Here is a 16,717-nt window from a genome sequence, read left to right as displayed (position 1 = left end):
ATCATGCTAGATATTTTTATTGGCCGACAACCCATATTTGACCGAAAACTTAATGTAACTGCTTACGAACTTCTGTTTCGGAGTAGTGAAAAAAATAGTGCTGAAGTTATTGATGGTGATAGCGCAACCTACCAACTTCTTTCTAATGCTTTTATTGAGATCGGCCTGGATAAAATTATTGGGCAACATGATGCTTTTATTAATGCGACTCGAAATTTTATTATTGGTGCATACCCGTTACCGATCCCGGTAGAGCGTGTCGTTGTTGAAGTATTAGAAGATATTGAAGTCGATAACGAGCTGATTGAATCACTCAAAAAACTCTCAAAAAAAGGCTATCGAATCGCGTTAGATGACTTTGTTTACCACGAGCGTCTGAAACCTCTTGTTGAAGTTGCTGATTTGATCAAAATTGATATCCTGGCATTAGATAGACCAACAATTACTGAGCATGTAAAAATTTTGCGTCAACTGGGTATCAAAAAACTATTAGCAGAAAAAGTAGAAACGCAGGATGAATACGCTTTTTGCAAAGAGTTAGGGTTCGATTATTTTCAGGGTTACTTTTTTGCTCAGACCCGAATTATCAAAGGTAAAAAATTACCCACAAACCGCCTCAATACCATTCAACTCATTGCTGCACTACAAGCACCTGATGCTGAAGTACAAGAACTCACAAGAATCATCAGCTGCGATGTTACGCTCAGCTTTCGATTACTACATTATCTGAACTCTGCTTTTTTCAATTTACCAAAAAAAATAACCAGTATTCAAGATGCAATTATCTATCTGGGTCAGGCTAAAATTAGAAATTGGGCGACATTAATCGCTCTCACTAAAGTTGACAATAGGCCGAGCGAATTAATTTTAATCACTTTGGTTCGTGCAAAAATGTGTGAGTTATTAACTCAAAAAGCGGGGGAAAAAGATGAATCTGCATTTCTTGTCGGTCTATTTTCCGCGTTGGATGCTCTATTAGAAACGCCGATAGAAGAAGTGATTGCAACCATTCCATTAGCAGACCATGTAACGAGCGCCATTCTCAAAAAAGAGGGCATCATGGGGGAAGCGCTTCAGTGTATTTTAACTTATGAACATGCCGACTGGGACTTGGCAAAATTCAGTCACCTTTCACCTTTCGAACTCACCAACTGTTATGCAGAAGCGATTCAGTGGGCAGAAGAAACGATGCAAGCCATGAACCGCTAAAGAGTTACGCCATATTTACCGATACGAAAAACAGGTACACCCCATTCACAAGGATCGTTCCTCACTCACTTTTTGTGGAATCTAAGATGATTCATTCACCAATTGATAATCGCCAGTTATTCGCCTCAATAATATTTGCTTCTTTAGTGTTTATCACTCTGATGCTTTGTCCGTTCAACACAACAAGCGCATCTGGTACGAACTCTTTCAATGTTAAAACGGTTATAAAAAATACTTCATACCCTTGGTATGAAAAAGCCTTGGATACAGTTTATGAAGTGAACGGTGAACAGGGAAAAACTTTGGTTTTAACGCGCGATAAAACATATCGTTTCAAGATCAATACAGGTCTTAAACATGACTTTTACTTTTCAAACAATGAGTCAGGGCGTGGTGCTGGAGTCATCACGAGCGGCATCAGCAAGCAATTTATACATAAAGGCATCATTCACTTTACACCCACGCTTGATACCCCAGAAGAAGTTTACTATCAATGTCAGAACCACCCCTATATGGGAGGGAAAATTTATATTGTAAATGAAGGTGAAAGCTTTACGCCGCCCTCTCAGAATATCAAGCCTGTCGAACAGGTAAAAGCTGAAAAAATAACCCCACAAAAACTAGCCCGACAGCATCTAGGCCAAGCGAGTGCAGCTCTTAATGCCAGTGCGGAACGTATTGCTAACAGTCAAAATGAGAAAGCAAAAGTATTATTTAACCGTGCTCTGGCAATTTCAGAAGATGCCAATGCATGGCTTGCTGGAGGTGACATCATCTCAGCCACAGAGGATACGGATATCGTGTTGATGCTCATTAATGCAGCTGAAAAAAAATTGCTGGAAGAACAAAGCCTGTAATACCTAAATTCAAATGTGAATTAAGAGTAAATTTTTTTCACTTTTTGACGATACAACTTTAAAATATTTTATAAATTTAAGGTAAGGATACGATGCAAAATTTTATAATCTATTGTTTTGCGGGTGTAACAACAGGGTTGTTTCTTTGGTCACTTCGCACAATAGCATCACGCATCGGTTTTGTAGATCATCCATGCTCGCGTAAAGCACACTGTGGGCAAGTGCCACTGGTGGGTGGTATTGCCATGTTTTTTGGTTTTATATTGGCTGTTTTTGTAGGGGGACTCATTAATGACCCTGCATTTTTGGCTTTTATTGTGGCTTCTGCTTTGCTAGTGGGTATGGGAGCTATTGATGATTATATTTCACTCTCAACACGTATACGTTTCATTATTCAGTTTATTGCTGCGTTCATTATGGTCGTTTGGGGGGGCGTGGTTATTGAAGATTTGGGTGCGTTAACAGGTCATGGCTCTATTGCTTTGGGGAGTTGGGCTGTGCCATTTACTATTGTTGCTATTGTTGGGATGATTAATGCCTTTAATATGACAGATGGTATTGATGGTTTGGCCGGTAGCCTGGCGATGTTAGCATTTTCTCTGATGAGTATTCTTGCCTTTTTGAATGGGCAGAGTGGCAATGGTTTGATTTTATTGCTGTTGGCCAGTGTGGTGGCAACATTTCTTTTGTTTAATTTGAGAGTGGGCAAAAGAGAGCAGGCGCTTGTGTTTATGGGAGATGCTGGCAGTATGTTTTTAGGGGGGGCTTTGTGCTGGTTCGCTATTGTTCTGACTCAGGGTGAGACAAAGGTGGTGGAACCTATTGCTGCCATCTGGATTCTGGCTATACCTCTTCTGGATACGTTATGCCTGATTATTCGCCGCTTAAGGCGTGGAGAATCTCCTTTTTCTGGCGGAAGAGATCATTTGCATCATGTTTTGATGGACTTTGGTTTAAGCGTGAATAGAACCCTATTGACCATTTTTAGTATATCAATCCTGCTGGGTGGCTTTGCAGTGATAGAGTCTATTTTTTGGAATGTTGGATCTTATTTTTATGTTATAAGTTTTCTTGTTCTGTTTGCAGCTTATCTATGGGTTATGTGTTTATGGGATGATCAGTCTATAAAAACTGAAGTTTTGGCATAAATGGCGCGCCCGACAGGATTCGAACCTGTGACCTTCGCCTCCGGAGGGCGACGCTCTATCCAGCTGAGCCACGGGCGCTTAATGAGGGGCGTAGGATACCTGACTTAATGGTCACGTTCAATTACCAAGCAACCCACGCAAATTTGCTAAATGTGCTTTACCTCGCTCCTGTCTCTCTTCGGGATCGACCTCTATTTTTCCACCTTCCCAAACCAGATCATCCGCAGGAAGCTCGTCAAGAAATCGGCTGGGCGCACAATCAATCATCTCACCATAACGCTTGCGCCGAATAGCCAGACTGAATGTTAAATTATGTTGCGCCCGCGTAATACCGACGTAGGCCAAACGTCGCTCTTCTTCAAGATTATCTTCTTCAATACTGGTGCGATGTGGCAACAACTCCTCCTCCATTCCCACCAAAAAAACATTGGGGAATTCCAGTCCTTTTGCGGCGTGCAGCGTCATCAGGTGTACGCTGTCTTGCGTGTCTTCCTCTTCATTACGTTCAATGATATCCATCAACATCATATGCGCGACCATATCGGCCAGACTTTTTTTACCTTCGCCCTCATCTTCTTTTTCATGAATATTTTGCAGCCACGACAGTAGCTCCGTAACATTTTCCATGCGCCGCTCAGCGGCTTTCAAATCTTTACAACTGTCTTTAAGCCACCCTTCGTAACCGACACTTTGAATCATCTCTCGAACGGTAGCGATAGGGTCGCCACGCGCCGCTCGATCACCCGTATCCACCACCCACTCGGCAAATTGCTTTACTTTTGAAATCGCCCGCTCACTCATCACCTGGGTCAACCCCATTTCGAAACAGGCATCCATCAGACTAATCTCTCGCCCAGTGGCGTAGCTTGCAAGCTTTTCAACCGTTGTCGGCCCAATTTCACGACGTGGTACATTGACGACTCTTAAAAAAGCATTATCATCATCTTGATTCACCAGCAGGCGCAAATAAGCCATGATGTCTTTCACTTCGCTGTATGCAAAAAATGATGTGCCGCCCGTCAAACGGTAAGGCACATTTTGCTCTCGTAAAATACGCTCAAATAGTCTTGATTGATGATTGCCGCGATAGAGAATGGCGTAGTCACTATGGCGTGTGCGGTGTTTGAAGCGATGGCTAATAATTTCTGAAACCACACGTTCGGCCTCGTGCATTTCATCGCGTGCCTGAATTACACGGATGGGATCGCCATAGCCCATATCACTCCACAATTTTTTCTCAAACACATGCGGATTGTTACTAATCAGCTTATTGGCTGCTTTGAGAATACGGCCATAAGAGCGATAATTTTGCTCCAGCTTGATGATTTCAAGCGTGGGATATTCTGTTTTTAGCAAAGCCAGATTTTCAGGTTGTGCGCCTCGCCAAGAGTAAATCGACTGATCATCATCCCCCACCACTGTGAACGCGGCGCGTGGGCCGACTAAGAGTTTAACCAATGTATATTGGCAGGCATTGGTATCCTGATATTCATCCACTAATAGGTAGCGAATACGATTTTGCCAACGCTCCAGAACTTCTGGATGATTTTGGAACAGGTGAACCGGCTGCATAATCAGGTCATCAAAATCCAGCGCATTATAAGATTTCAAATGACGCTGGTACGCTTCATAAAGCGTTGCACTCAAACCCAGTACAGCATCACCGCTCACATTGGCCTCTGCCAGTGCCGCTGCTGGGTCAATCAATGCATTTTTCCAGCGCGATATTTGCCATTGCATCTGTTTGATAACATCGGCATCGACATCATCATTCTCACGCCGCATCAGCTCACGCAATAATGTTGCGGAATCTGTCGTATCGAAAATGGAAAAGCCAGATTTATAGCCTAACGTTTTTAACTCTCGACGAATAATGTTCAGCCCCAACGTATGAAAAGTGGAAACCATCAAACCACGGCTGTTTTTACCTTTCATCATCTCACTAATACGTGACTTCATTTCACGCGCTGCTTTATTGGTAAAAGTGACTGCAGCAATATGCCGCGCGGGAATATCACACTCGTTAATCAAGTAAGCAATTTTGTACGTAATCACTCGCGTTTTACCACTGCCCGCTCCGGCAAGCACGAGCACAGGGCCATCAAGATAACGCACTGCTTTTTTTTGTGGAGCATTCAGCTTGTTCATAGTTCAGTCGTGCATATTGTAAAGTATCCGCAGTATACCGACTCACGCCTGTTCTGTGTTATGTTCTAATGTTAGTAGACAGTAAAAAACGGTAATTTTAAAAATGATAGCCCATCTACACGCCCTCCCAATCGTTGAACGAATAAAGTTAGTGGAAGATCTATGGGACAGTATTGCTGTAGATCAAGCCACAATAAAAGTGACAGACGAACAAAAAGATGAACTTGATCGACGGCTGGATGCTTATGAGTCCGATGGAAACAAAGGTCGCTTAGCCAGTGAATCTATCGCAGCGATCAGAAAGAGTTTGTGAGTTACAGATTACATATACGACCAGAGGCCGAAATAGATATTGAAGAAGCTGCAATATGGTATGAAAAACAGCAAAAATCTTTAGGTGATGATTTTCTTGATGAAATTCAAACTTCATTAGAAATAATATCAGATAACCCTTATTTATACGCTGAAGTTCACAAGCAGGTTCATCGCGCCCTCATTCATCGTTTTCCTTTCGCAATCTATTATCTAATAGAAGAAGAACTACTCATCATCGTTGCAGTAATGCACGGCAGTCGCCATCCAGCACGATGGCAAAAAAGAACATAAATTTTATGCTCATGCCTACATCCAGTACCACCCCCATTATTCTCACATTTTCTGGCTGCGACCCAAGCGGTGGCGCGGGTATTCAAGCAGACATAGAAACCATCAGCAGCATGGGCTGTCATACTGCACCGATCATTACCGCCCTTACCGTACAAAATACACGGCAAGTACAACGCTTCACAACCGTCGACCCAAATTTCATCATTGATCAAGCACAAACTGTGCTGGAAGATCTTCCTGTGGCGGCCATTAAAATCGGCATGATTGGCCATACTAAAATTATCGAAGCGATTCATACCATTTTAAAAACCCACCCTGAAATCCCCGTGGTATATGACCCTGTTCTCGCCGCTGGCGGTGGCGGTGCGCTGACCACAGGCGTTATTTGTGATGCCATCGTCGAACTTCTATGCCCATTCACGCATATTTTGACACCGAACAGCATTGAAGCCCGCGCCTTGGCTGATAAAGAGGGCTCACTTTCTGGCTGCGCGGCAGCACTCATGGAGGTGGGTTGTCACTATGTGCTGATCACCGGCGGGCACGAAAGTACAAAGGATGTTGTCAACACCCTTTATGGTGAAAGCAAACAGCTTGATACCTACCATTGGCCACGCTTACCACACAGCTACCATGGCTCAGGTTGCACATTATCTTCTGCCATCGCGGGCTTGCTGGCACACAATATGGATATTCGATCAGTGATCAAAAAAGCTCAGGAATACACTTGGGATACACTCAATTCAGGCAAGCGCATGGGTAAAGGGCAACATATTCCCAATCGCCTGTTCTGGGCGCGTGGCAACAATAGTCACAGGTCACAAAAGTCTTAAGTAATGCGCGGACTCTATGCCATCACTGATAGCCTGCTAATACCTTCGAGTTCATTAATTGAAACGGTAGAAAAAGCCCTTCAAGGTGGCGTATCCATACTTCAATATCGAGATAAAATATTGTCACCCAACGAGCGCTTACAACAAGCCAGCGCATTGAAACTGCTTTGCGATAAATACCGTATTCCACTGATTATTAATGACGATGTTACTCTTGCCAAACAGGTGAAGGCCGATGGCGTTCACCTGGGTCATGATGATGCATCACTATTACAAGCTCGCAAAGAGTTAGGCTCACAAGCCATCATTGGCATTTCATGTTACAACTCATTAGAGAAAGCGATTCAAGCAGAAAAATCTGGCGCTGACTATGTCGCCTTCGGAGCTTTTTTCCCATCCTCCAGTAAACCCAATGCGGCGCAAGCGAACATATCGCTTCTAAAACAAGCGCATCAAACACTCCATTGCCCAATCGTCGCCATCGGTGGCATTACACCTGAAAATGGCAAGCAATTAGTTGCAGCAGGAGCCAATATGCTGGCAGTGATCAATGGTCTATTTGGTCAAATAGATTCAGCCGAAGCGGTGCAGTGCTATGTGGAGCTTTTTGAAAAATAATTCACATGCTCTTCACTGAGCCCCGCCAACTGCACCACTTGCTTCTTTACCATGACGGCGGATAGCGCGCTATTGTATATAATCACTGCGCTTGCTATTGTGACTATATGCAATAGTCACTTAAAGGAGTGTTTGTTATGGAGTTGATTTCCAAGAGCGAATTTAAGGCTCATGCTCTTGAGGTGTTGCGAGACATAGAGCAAAGCGGTAAGCGTAGAATAATTACTAATCGTGGTAAGCCTACGCTGGAAATTAGAAAATTAAGAGAGTCTCAAGCTACCCCGCTAGAAATATTAAAGGGTACAGTTGTGAAGTACGAGTCACCTACAGGGCCGGTCGCTGATGACGATTGGGAAAATGCATAATGATTGTTATAGATACGCATGTTTTAGTTTGGTTTGTCAGTGGCGACAATCAGCTATCAGTCGCCGCCAGGGAAGCCATTGAAAATACTTTGAGCGCAGACAGTGAGGTTATTATCTCTTCTATATCAGCATGGGAAATTGCCATGTTGATAGAAAAAGGCCGTTTAGTTTTGAGTATGGATGTTGAAAGCTGGATAAGTGAAGTCACAGAGATAGATGGGTTGCGATTTATTGCCGTCGATAACGAAATTGGTATCAAGGCGACTCAATTACCTGGTGATTTTCACAAAGACCCTGCCGACCGAATCATTGTAGCAACGGCTAGAAAACTCGCTGTTTCTTTGGTTACGGCAGACAAAAAAATAATTAAATACGAGCACGTTAAAACCATTTGGTAACTACTGGAAAACCTCATGAATCTTTGCAGCCCGTAGCGATACCGTCCAATATCAGGGTTATCTGCTATACCTGATATGGTTTTATAAAGCTGTTCTGTGTATTCGATGCTCTGGTTCGGGCGATTCCCCTAAACATGGGCGAACACATAGGTTCGCCCCTACATCGGGTGGTGCAATGGTTTAAAATATATTTTACAAAAACAGTCATAAACACACATCAAAACCTGCGCATTTTCAGCACATATTGCTCATAACCAGCATCAATCATCACTGTGGCAGCCCTGTCTTGATATCACCAAGCAAGAGTCGAAGTAGTGCAACGAGTTGTTCTTTATAAAACATTTGTCATTTAAAAACTAATTTAGTAGAAGCTGGCACGCAACATGCTATACAAAATGTAATGCGGCACTTCTAGTTAAGATTAAATTTTACTAGAAAAATGCCGCTGTTAACGAAGCAAACTCAAATACACTACTGGAGATATTTTTATGAATACACAAATTTGCAAAATGAAAGCTCAAGCACAAAAAGGTTTTACACTGATTGAATTGATGATCGTTGTAGCGATTATTGGTATTTTGGCCGCTGTGGCGATTCCAGCTTATTCAGATTATACCGTAAAAGCTAAGGTTGGAAATGCTTTAGCCTCTATAAGTAGCCTGAAAACAGCTATTTCTCTATGTATTCAAGAAAGTGGTGGTGCGGCGGCTGGTTGTGATACTAACTCAAACGACATTCCTACTTTTATTGCAACCAAAGAAGTTGCAAGTGCCGCAGTCGATGAGGGCGTAATCACCGTAACTTTTGCGACTGGCATCACTACTGGTGTGGATGGTTTAGTATTTATTGTAACCCCTACTCCAAATGCTACAGGCATAATATGGACTAATGATGCTGATGCCACTGGCACAGTTAGCAGTACCGTTGCTATCACCGCAATTGAAAAAAATAATATTTAACCACATCAAATAATGCATTCCATGCACCAGAACTGAAAAGCAAGAGAGGCAACTCTCTTGCTTTTTTGTTTTTTAACCCCGAAAAACCATCAGTTTTATTTCTCGAAATTTTCCATCCATATCATTTTTATTATACCAACACCTATTCAACCACACCGTGGTAAATTTATATTTTGTGAAATCAAAGGGGTCAGTGTCATTGATTGCGTTGTTGAAAACGTAGGGCGGATAAGCTTGCGCCATCTGCCGAGAATTCGATATCGTCTATATTTTCTGCATCACTCGGCTATAACACCCAATTATCCAACCGCAATCCCTCAACCCGCTCAAACTCACGGAGGTTATTTGTAACTAACGTCAGCCCCTCACTTCTTGCATGCCCAGCAATATGTAAATCGTTCACACCAATCGTTACTCCTCTACGCTCCAAATCAACACGGATATCTCCATAATGAGACGCTGCTTTCTGGCCATAATCTAAAACATCCAGGCGAGAAACAAAACTCTCGATCTGTTTCAAGTTGTGATCAGGTCTTTCACTTTTCTCCATGCGGGGGTTACATCGGCAACAGGCAAAAAATGGTTTGATGTATTACAGGCAAGTAATATTTTCACAACACTGGAACCTTATTTTAATAATCAGCTAAAACGCTTGATTAAGTCCCCTAAAGTGTATCTAAAAGATCAGGGGCTTTTGAATTTTTTGCTCAATATTCATAGTGATGAAGAGATGCGCAACTCCCATTATTATGGCGCGCTATTTGAAAACTTTGTTTATAACGAACTATCTCGTCAGGCAGAGTTAAATAATTTCAAGCGATCTCTATTTTTTTGAGAGATAAAAACAGTCTTGAAGTTGATTTCGTGTTGGAAAGAGGAGATAAAATTAAATTAATAGAGGCCAAGACGGCAGAATACCCTAAAGAAGCCCTCGTGAATTTAAATAAAATAAAAGAGAAGCTGGGGGGGAAGCAAGAGGTTGAATTGTTTATTGCCTGCCAAATACAGAGTGAAGCACCCCAAGTTATTTACGAGTGCACCTTTTACAATCCGTTAAAACACCCAATGAGCTGGTAAGAAACACAAAAATTAAATTCTGGAATTAATTTGCTTTGAAATTTTATCGGCTGAACCTTTAGTCACTCCTGCTTCCTGAGCATACCGCGCCCACTGAAAAACAACACTCTGAACTTGTTCTATAGTCTCCTCGGCATTGCTGAGCGAAAACTTCTTGCCCAGTTGTAAAAGGTGATCAACCCCTGGCTTTTTTCCTTCACCAACAACAAGCATGCTTTGCTCACCACTCGGGCCGTAAGAAAAGGTAAGGTCATAGGCGGGGGCAAACTGCCATTCATTCTGATCATTTAGAACATAAGAAAAATTTTTGCTGTGATCGTCACGATTATGTGCCAGCACGTTAAAGCAAGCCAATCGAAAAACTTTTTCGACTTCTATCATATTCTTCGTCAATGCTTGCGTAACTCGCAAAACCATTTCGTAATCAAGGCTTGGTGTACGGTGATCCGCATGAATCAGTCCACATAAGCTATGCATGTGCACTGGTTTATTGCCTTGGCGATCAAAACGTCTGATTCCAAAATAACGGCTGCCCGCTTCACTCTCAAACAGATGTGTTTCTGGCATTTCGATGCCTGCAGCTTTGGCCATGAGGCTATAAGCATATTCAACTGCACCGATATCGTTAGGGTCTATTGTGGATGGAAACTTAATCACCCAATGGGAAAAATCTTTTGGAAGCTCTTGAATGCCATGAATCACCTTTTTCTTGTTCTCACTCACCCCTGCGACAATTTTGGGCCTCGCGCCTGCAGATGAACCATTTAACAGCAACAGCTCTTCAAACACTTCATCATGTTCACCTTTTAGGACAATTTGGCTCTCTTTGGCAATTTTATCCAGTTGAATGTCATTTTGAGACAGTTCGTAGCTTAAAAGCACAGGTTCATAGCTCAGCGCACCCATTCCCGTTTTTCCGACATGAGCCAGCCTGTCGAGTGGTGTCAGCTGTTTACGGTTAATGCCATATTTTTCAACTTGGCGATCAAGCAATAAACGCCCCCAACCATCAGGCAAACTGTCATTAAACACCCCAAACAAACCATCAAATATTGCATCTTTACAAATCTGAGCACCTGATTTAAGCGCCAGTTTGAAAGGTGATATTTGAATATCAAGGTCGATAAACGTTTCATAATATTCAAAATAAATAGAGCGATCTTGAAGAGCCAACCGTCCCAACGGTATATTTCCCCCTCCATGCCGCCAAAAAACATTCAGCAACTTCACTGCTTGGCCGGTCATTTAATGTGGCCTTTTTTAGGAATTTTCTTCTTGTTCAGAATTTCATTCAGAGAGACTTGTTGGGTATTAGCACGAGCGATGCTGTCAAAATCATTTAGACATTCCAGTACGAGCGCCAATTTCAGAAGGGATTCAAAGGAGATTTTTCCTGTCACTTCAAAGCGCTTCAGTGAGCTGGTATTGACCCCTGACCGTTTAGCTAAACCTTCACGAGTCAAGTGCATCACCAGCCTGCGTTCTTTGAATCGCTGGCTTATATCCTGTTGTATCTCTTGTGGTGACTTTATTTCAAAAGGCAAAATAATATCTCGATAAATAAAAATACCAGCTTTAAAGGTAATATATTATCTTTTTAAAGTCAATTGTTGGTTGGTGTTGATTTATAAGTTCTACTCACCCTCAGCTATTGCTTGGTGCGTTTGATAGGCTTACTATACGGCGTATTATTGTTATGCCTAAGAGAGATAGCAATGACCTGACCCTCAAAAAATGAGACAACATTGAAATGATAAAAATAACCGATCTGATAAAAGTTTTTCCTGGCGGTGCCAAGGCATTAGACGGTCTGAATCTGGAGGTTAATAAGGGTGAAATTATGGGTCTGCTTGGCCCTAATGGCGCAGGGAAAACAACCACTATCAGGGTGCTATCCACTCTTTCCGGATTTGATACAGGAAAAGTGATAACAGCTGGTTTTGATGTTGATCGCGAGCCGGAAAAAGTACGTGAATCTATCGGTGTTGTCGCGCAGCAGACGGGGGTCGACTACTTTTTGACGGGGCGGGAAAATCTTATATTGCAAGGCCAGCTCTACCGGATGAAGCGCAAAGAAATTCTAGAGCGTATCGAAGAACTCACGACCTATTTTGACCTGAAGGATGCGCTGGATCGTACCGTTGCGACCTACTCAGGCGGAATGCGCCGTAAACTGGATATTGCAACCGCACTGATTCATCGTCCCAAATTACTGTTTTTAGATGAACCCACACTGGGGCTGGATATCAAAAGCCGCCAGATGTTGTGGCAATACATTGAAAAGCTGAATAAAGAGTTTGGCCTGACTATTTTATTGACGACTCATTATCTGGAAGAGGCCGATAGTCTGGCAGATCGTGTCGCCATTATCAGTCAGGGTAAAATTCAGGCGCTGGATACACCGCAAGCATTGAAAAATGCAATTCATGGTGACTCTGTTGTACTGACGTTTGACCAGGTTGATAAGAGTGTTCAGGCATTTGCCTGGAATCTGAAAGACCTGGATTATGTTAGTCGAGCAACGTGGGACAGTGACAAGCTATATGTTTATGTGGATAACGGCGCTGAAAGTATTCCACGTCTTGCAACCATCGCAAGTAAAGAAGGCATTACTTTAAAAACAATGATGCTGACATGCCCTACACTGGATGATGTTTTCTTGAAATATACAGGTTCAAGTATTGAGTCAGGTGAAGAAGAGGGCGGTGATGAGTGGTGGAAGCAGTGGGCAGGCAAAGGCGGCGGCGGTAAGTGGGCGAAGCAATGGCAAGAGAGTAATGAAGAGGCGACTGCTGACTCAACAGCCTCTGATTCTGGTGCAGAAAAACTAACACAGATTGAAAAAATCCCTGAGCTCCAAAAAGAATCATCAGAAGAGCAGCGGCCACAGAAAGGTGATTGGAACAAGGGCAACGGGGGTAAAAGCGATGACCAGTGGGAAGAGGGTGACTGGAAAAAGCAGCAGGAAAAGTGGAAAAAGTAATATACTTTGAAGAGTGACACCTCGTTCCCAACGCTGGAGCATGGGAACGAGGGTGAAAGTCGTTACTTTTGAGCTTTTATTCGATATAAAAATTTTAAAAAAGGTTAAATAAATGTTAGCAGATACGTGGTATCTATTTGCCAAGTACATGAAAATCACAATCAGAATGCCCATGTGGTCGCTGTTTACACTGATTCAGCCGCTCATCTGGTTGGTGATTTTTGGGCAACTTTTTCAAAATATGGCGCGAGTCCCAGGGTTTCCACCGGAAACCAGTTATATCGACTTTTTTATTCCAGGTGTTTTGATCATGACGGTGCTGTTTGGCTCGTCATGGTCGGGAGTGAGTTTGCTGCGGGAAATTACAGCCGGTTCAGTGGATAAAATGCTGGTTTCCCCCGTTTCACGTGTGGCCATTGTTCTCAGCCGCATTCTTCATTCCGCTGTGCAGGTGATCGCACAGGTGTTTGTTATTTTGATCGTTGCATGGCTCTTTTTTGGCTCAGCTATGAGCTTTAATCCCCTGCATGTGATTATGGCATTATTGATCGTCTTTTTGCTGGGTATTGGCTTTGCTGCATTATCAAACGGTTTTGCGATTGTTTTACAGCGCGAAGAGCCTTTGGTGATGATCGGTAACTTGATGACATTGCCGTTGATGTTTTTTTCCAGCGCTATGGTGCCAGAAAACTTTATGCCGACATGGATTCAATATATTGCAACGATAAATCCTATTAATTATGCCGTTGATGCTGTGCGGGCAATTTTGATTGGCACACCCGACTTTAACGTTTACATGACGGGGCTGCTGGTGATGTTTGCTTTTGCTGGCATCACATTGGCATGGGCGGTACGTTCGTTTAACACGTTACGAGATTAGGTGTTGCTGGGGTTAATACTCATGGTTCGATTTTATTGTTTTTATCTGCAGGGCTTTTTTTATCGTCCACGCTATGAAACTCTCCTTCAATAATATTTGAGTCATGTGATTGTTGCCCTGTTCTTTGCTGGAACCCCTGACCTTGCATTCGACTTATTTTCTGAAATAAAAACAGACGAATGACACCGCGACGTAATGTGGGCACTAAGCAAACAAAGCCCAAGGCATCGGTGAAAAATCCAGGTGTTAGCAAGAGTGCGCCACCCACAAGCAACATAAGGCCCTCAAGTAACTCCATAGCGGGGACTTTTCCTCGGGCGATATTTTCTTGAACCCGTCGAAACGTCGCAATCCCTTGAATTCGCAATAAAAATGCGCCCACAATGGCGGTTAATACAATCAATAAAATAGTATAAAATGCACCGATAATACTGCCGACCTGAATCAGCAGATAAATCTCAATGATAGGGATGATTAAAAATAGTAAAAACAGTACTTTCATGATTTTATTCCCGATAGTCGTCACATGTTAATAGAATACCAGAAAGTTTATGATATGGGCGCTGAACGAACTCACAAGGGTGATTGCTGTCACTATGAATGATTTATAAATCTTATAAAATAACAGCGTGTACTTTGTGATCGTTCCTAACTTTAAAATAATCGAGCGTATATGAATTTCTTTAAACGACCATTAATGAGTTTCTCTGTTTTATTACTGCTGTTATTTTCTAATGTTGTGGGCGCAGTTTTTAATAATGAGCCGCTCAGGCCTGAAGAGGCGTTTATTTTTACTGTTGATGTGGTGGATGAAAATACACTACGCGCCAAGTGGGATATTACAAAAGGTTATTACCTCTATAAGGATAAGTTTAAATTCAAAATCAAAGAGGCTGAGGGAATTGAGATTACTCAAGTCTCTTTTCCTAAGCCAGGTGAGCTCAAATATGATGAATATTTTGGTGAAATGGAGGTTTATTATGGGCAGGCGGTTGTTGATTTAACGATCTTTCGAAGCGACAATCAAGCCACTGAATTTACACTCGAAGCAAAATCACAGGGCTGTGCGGATAGTGGCTTTTGTTATCCACCCCAAACAGAATCTATGCCGGTGGCACTTTCTGCGATCAGTACATCAGGGGGTGGGGTCGTGGCTTCCACGCCCAGTCAAAGTGCCCCCCAATCAATCACGCCGACCGTTGTTTCCGAGCAAGATCGCATTACAAGCTCATTAGGTGATGATGGCTTTTTCTGGACAATATTAACCTTTTTTGGATTTGGATTACTGCTGGCGCTCACACCGTGTGTATTTCCGATGATCCCGATTCTCTCCAGTCTTGTCGTTGGGCAAGGAGAAAAGATAGACACACGTAAAGCGTTTATATTGTCTTTGATTTATGTTTTAGCGATGGCAGCCACGTATGCGGTTGCCGGTGTGATCGCGGGTTTGTTTGGCGCAAATGTCCAGATTATGTTTCAAAATCCATGGGTTATTAGTGCCTTTAGTGTGGTTTTTGTATTGCTCGCGCTATCAATGTTCGGCTTTTATGAGCTGCAACTGCCCGCAAGTTTACAAAGCAAGCTCACAGCGCACAGCAATAAACAGTCAGGTGGAACATGGATGGGCGCTGGAGTGATGGGCGTGTTATCGGCATTGATTGTTGGGCCATGTGTCGCGGCACCTTTGGCAGGAGCGTTGATTTATATTGGCCAAAGCGGTGATGCTTTACTGGGCGGTATGGCGCTGTTTGTAATGGCTTTGGGAATGGGGATGCCGTTATTGGTGATTGGCACATCAGCCGGTAAGTGGTTGCCGAAAAGTGGTGGCTGGATGAATGCAGTCAAAGCTGTTTTTGGGGTGTTGTTGCTGGCCGTTGCCATCTGGATGTTGGAGCGCATTATTCCAGAATCGGCCACTTTAATGTTGTGGGCGGTTTTATTGATTATTTCAGCCATTTATATGGGCGCACTGGAGCCATTACCCGCTGAAAAAACAGGTTGGCGAACCTTATGGAAAGGTTGTGGTTTAGTCATGTTGTTGTACGGTGTGTTGCTGATGTTTGGTGCAGCGAGTGGCGGCAAAGATCCACTGCAACCACTCAAAAAATTGAGTTTTTCGAGTGGTTCGACAAATATGAATGCCGTATCTGAGCACCTGGCTTTCACATCAATTAAGGGCTTGGCAGGATTAGAGCGAAAAATGCAGCTTGCAAAAGCACAAGGGCAGCCCGTGATGCTCGATTTTTATGCCGATTGGTGTATCTCCTGTAAAACAATGGAGCGTAATGTATTTTCTGATCCATCCGTGATGCGAATATTGTCGGGTATGCTGACTTTGCAAGCGGATGTGACCGAAAACGACGAGTTGGATAAAGCGTTATTGAATAAGTTTGAACTGATTGGGCCGCCGAGCATTCTGTTTTTTGATCGTAATGGTGATGAGTTAAGGGGTTACCGTATTGTAGGTGAAATGAACCTTGAAGAGTTTCAAAGTCATCTTTCAGGGGTACTCAGTGCCTTGAATGGGCAGAGTCAAGGTTAAGTTGCCGCGAACTCCCAGAAAATCACATAAAAAGTCTGGACAATGATAGACACGTTGGGCACAATCCTCTGAATAGCTTTACCAATATTTTCAG

19 protein-coding genes, 1 tRNA gene and 1 pseudogene are annotated in these 16,717 nt (G+C 42.9%); 15 read left to right on the top strand and 6 right to left on the bottom strand.

Features of this window, described 5'->3' with window-relative positions; genetic code table 11:
- Positions 1–3 precede the first annotated feature (3 nt).
- From L3J70_04975 to L3J70_04965, 3 genes are all read left to right on the top strand, one after another.
- Complete coding sequence (locus tag L3J70_04975) at positions 4–1,209, top strand: HDOD domain-containing protein (GenBank protein ID MCF6235714.1); 1,206 nt, start codon at positions 4–6, stop codon at positions 1,207–1,209.
- Between the two features lie 86 nt (positions 1,210–1,295).
- Positions 1,296–2,066: a hypothetical protein gene (locus L3J70_04970; GenBank protein MCF6235713.1), complete on the top strand. Its 771-nt coding sequence runs from the start codon at positions 1,296–1,298 to the stop codon at positions 2,064–2,066.
- A 92-nt stretch (positions 2,067–2,158) separates the two neighbouring features.
- Positions 2,159–3,214 (top strand): undecaprenyl/decaprenyl-phosphate alpha-N-acetylglucosaminyl 1-phosphate transferase, encoded by a 1,056-nt coding sequence (locus tag L3J70_04965; GenBank protein MCF6235712.1) that lies wholly within the window; start codon positions 2,159–2,161, stop codon positions 3,212–3,214.
- A gap of 1 nt (position 3,215) precedes the next feature.
- Here L3J70_04965 and L3J70_04960 read toward each other — a convergent pair.
- Both L3J70_04960 and rep read right to left on the bottom strand, forming a co-directional pair.
- Positions 3,216–3,292: transfer RNA gene (locus L3J70_04960), tRNA-Arg, on the bottom strand.
- 39 nt (positions 3,293–3,331) lie between these two features.
- On the bottom strand, positions 3,332–5,362 hold the full coding sequence (gene rep / locus L3J70_04955; GenBank protein ID MCF6235711.1) for a DNA helicase Rep: 2,031 nt from the start codon (positions 5,360–5,362) through the stop codon (positions 3,332–3,334).
- 103 nt (positions 5,363–5,465) lie between these two features.
- Here rep and L3J70_04950 point away from each other — a divergent pair, with 103 nt between their 5' ends.
- The 7 genes from L3J70_04950 (at position 5,466) to L3J70_04920 (ending at position 9,141) form a co-directional block, all read left to right on the top strand.
- The gene (locus tag L3J70_04950) at positions 5,466–5,675 is read left to right on the top strand and encodes an addiction module protein (GenBank protein MCF6235710.1); all 210 of its coding nucleotides are present in this window, start codon (positions 5,466–5,468) and stop codon (positions 5,673–5,675) included.
- Positions 5,672–5,968 (top strand): type II toxin-antitoxin system RelE/ParE family toxin, encoded by a 297-nt coding sequence (locus L3J70_04945; protein ID MCF6235709.1) that lies wholly within the window; start codon positions 5,672–5,674, stop codon positions 5,966–5,968. The genes L3J70_04950 and L3J70_04945 overlap by 4 nt, the downstream gene beginning before the upstream one ends.
- An 11-nt stretch (positions 5,969–5,979) precedes the next feature.
- Entirely contained in the window at positions 5,980–6,801 is an 822-nt protein-coding gene (gene thiD / locus L3J70_04940) for a bifunctional hydroxymethylpyrimidine kinase/phosphomethylpyrimidine kinase (protein MCF6235708.1), read from the top strand.
- A 3-nt stretch (positions 6,802–6,804) separates the two neighbouring features.
- Complete coding sequence (thiE, locus tag L3J70_04935) at positions 6,805–7,419, top strand: thiamine phosphate synthase (protein ID MCF6235707.1); 615 nt, start codon at positions 6,805–6,807, stop codon at positions 7,417–7,419.
- A gap of 137 nt (positions 7,420–7,556) precedes the next feature.
- A complete protein-coding gene (locus L3J70_04930) occupies positions 7,557–7,784 on the top strand; it encodes a type II toxin-antitoxin system Phd/YefM family antitoxin (GenBank protein ID MCF6235706.1) in 228 nt (75 codons plus the stop codon).
- Positions 7,784–8,182, top strand: coding sequence for a type II toxin-antitoxin system VapC family toxin (locus L3J70_04925; GenBank protein ID MCF6235705.1), 399 nt, complete (start codon positions 7,784–7,786; stop codon positions 8,180–8,182). Before L3J70_04930 ends, L3J70_04925 begins: the two co-directional genes overlap by 1 nt.
- A gap of 509 nt (positions 8,183–8,691) precedes the next feature.
- On the top strand, positions 8,692–9,141 hold the full coding sequence (locus L3J70_04920) for a prepilin-type N-terminal cleavage/methylation domain-containing protein (GenBank protein ID MCF6235704.1): 450 nt from the start codon (positions 8,692–8,694) through the stop codon (positions 9,139–9,141).
- Between the two features lie 286 nt (positions 9,142–9,427).
- Here L3J70_04920 and L3J70_04915 read toward each other — a convergent pair.
- Positions 9,428–9,691, bottom strand: a pseudogene (locus tag L3J70_04915) (PIN domain-containing protein).
- Here L3J70_04915 and L3J70_04910 point away from each other — a divergent pair.
- Positions 9,665–9,976, top strand: coding sequence for a DUF4143 domain-containing protein (locus L3J70_04910; GenBank protein MCF6235703.1), 312 nt, complete (start codon positions 9,665–9,667; stop codon positions 9,974–9,976). The pseudogene L3J70_04915 and the gene L3J70_04910 overlap by 27 nt on opposite strands.
- Positions 9,973–10,218: a DUF4143 domain-containing protein gene (locus tag L3J70_04905; GenBank protein MCF6235702.1), complete on the top strand. Its 246-nt coding sequence runs from the start codon at positions 9,973–9,975 to the stop codon at positions 10,216–10,218. The genes L3J70_04910 and L3J70_04905 overlap by 4 nt, the downstream gene beginning before the upstream one ends.
- Positions 10,219–10,230: 12 nt before the next feature.
- Here the strand turns inward: L3J70_04905 and L3J70_04900 are convergent, their stop codons facing one another.
- The gene (locus L3J70_04900; GenBank protein ID MCF6235701.1) at positions 10,231–11,463 is read right to left on the bottom strand and encodes a type II toxin-antitoxin system HipA family toxin; all 1,233 of its coding nucleotides are present in this window, start codon (positions 11,461–11,463) and stop codon (positions 10,231–10,233) included.
- The gene (locus tag L3J70_04895) at positions 11,460–11,762 is read right to left on the bottom strand and encodes a helix-turn-helix domain-containing protein (GenBank protein MCF6235700.1); all 303 of its coding nucleotides are present in this window, start codon (positions 11,760–11,762) and stop codon (positions 11,460–11,462) included. The genes L3J70_04900 and L3J70_04895 overlap by 4 nt, the downstream gene beginning before the upstream one ends.
- A 206-nt stretch (positions 11,763–11,968) precedes the next feature.
- Here L3J70_04895 and L3J70_04890 point away from each other — a divergent pair, with 206 nt between their 5' ends.
- Positions 11,969–13,201 carry an ATP-binding cassette domain-containing protein gene (locus L3J70_04890; GenBank protein ID MCF6235699.1) on the top strand — a complete coding sequence of 411 codons (1,233 nt, stop codon included), beginning with the start codon at positions 11,969–11,971 and terminating at the stop codon, positions 13,199–13,201.
- Between the two features lie 112 nt (positions 13,202–13,313).
- Positions 13,314–14,081, top strand: a complete 768-nt coding sequence (locus L3J70_04885) for an ABC transporter permease (protein ID MCF6235698.1) — start codon at positions 13,314–13,316, stop codon at positions 14,079–14,081.
- A gap of 19 nt (positions 14,082–14,100) precedes the next feature.
- Here L3J70_04885 and L3J70_04880 read toward each other — a convergent pair whose 3' ends face one another.
- Positions 14,101–14,583 (bottom strand): FxsA family protein, encoded by a 483-nt coding sequence (locus L3J70_04880; GenBank protein ID MCF6235697.1) that lies wholly within the window; start codon positions 14,581–14,583, stop codon positions 14,101–14,103.
- A 171-nt stretch (positions 14,584–14,754) separates the two neighbouring features.
- On the opposite strand from L3J70_04880, the gene L3J70_04875 reads away from it, so the two are divergent.
- Positions 14,755–16,623 carry a protein-disulfide reductase DsbD gene (locus tag L3J70_04875; protein ID MCF6235696.1) on the top strand — a complete coding sequence of 623 codons (1,869 nt, stop codon included), beginning with the start codon at positions 14,755–14,757 and terminating at the stop codon, positions 16,621–16,623.
- Positions 16,624–16,717 lie beyond the last annotated feature (94 nt).

The sequence above is a fragment of the Gammaproteobacteria bacterium genome, from assembly GCA_021648145.1.
Taxonomy (GTDB): Bacteria; Pseudomonadota; Gammaproteobacteria; order JAADGQ01; family JAADGQ01; genus S141-38.
This window is presented reverse-complemented; position numbering and strand designations above follow the sequence as displayed.

Coding starts and splice junctions, on each gene's coding strand:
- L3J70_04975 (MCF6235714.1), top strand. CDS start 4: ATGCTAGATATTTTTATTGGCCGACAACCCATATTTGACCGAAAACTT.
- L3J70_04970 (MCF6235713.1), top strand. CDS start 1,296: ATGATTCATTCACCAATTGATAATCGCCAGTTATTCGCCTCAATAATA.
- L3J70_04965 (MCF6235712.1), top strand. CDS start 2,159: ATGCAAAATTTTATAATCTATTGTTTTGCGGGTGTAACAACAGGGTTG.
- rep (MCF6235711.1), bottom strand. CDS start 5,362: ATGAACAAGCTGAATGCTCCACAAAAAAAAGCAGTGCGTTATCTTGAT.
- L3J70_04950 (MCF6235710.1), top strand. CDS start 5,466: ATGATAGCCCATCTACACGCCCTCCCAATCGTTGAACGAATAAAGTTA.
- thiD (MCF6235708.1), top strand. CDS start 5,980: ATGCCTACATCCAGTACCACCCCCATTATTCTCACATTTTCTGGCTGC.
- thiE (MCF6235707.1), top strand. CDS start 6,805: ATGCGCGGACTCTATGCCATCACTGATAGCCTGCTAATACCTTCGAGT.
- L3J70_04930 (MCF6235706.1), top strand. CDS start 7,557: ATGGAGTTGATTTCCAAGAGCGAATTTAAGGCTCATGCTCTTGAGGTG.
- L3J70_04925 (MCF6235705.1), top strand. CDS start 7,784: ATGATTGTTATAGATACGCATGTTTTAGTTTGGTTTGTCAGTGGCGAC.
- L3J70_04920 (MCF6235704.1), top strand. CDS start 8,692: ATGAAAGCTCAAGCACAAAAAGGTTTTACACTGATTGAATTGATGATC.
- L3J70_04900 (MCF6235701.1), bottom strand. CDS start 11,463: ATGACCGGCCAAGCAGTGAAGTTGCTGAATGTTTTTTGGCGGCATGGA.
- L3J70_04890 (MCF6235699.1), top strand. CDS start 11,969: ATGATAAAAATAACCGATCTGATAAAAGTTTTTCCTGGCGGTGCCAAG.
- L3J70_04885 (MCF6235698.1), top strand. CDS start 13,314: ATGTTAGCAGATACGTGGTATCTATTTGCCAAGTACATGAAAATCACA.
- L3J70_04880 (MCF6235697.1), bottom strand. CDS start 14,583: ATGAAAGTACTGTTTTTACTATTTTTAATCATCCCTATCATTGAGATT.
- L3J70_04875 (MCF6235696.1), top strand. CDS start 14,755: ATGAATTTCTTTAAACGACCATTAATGAGTTTCTCTGTTTTATTACTG.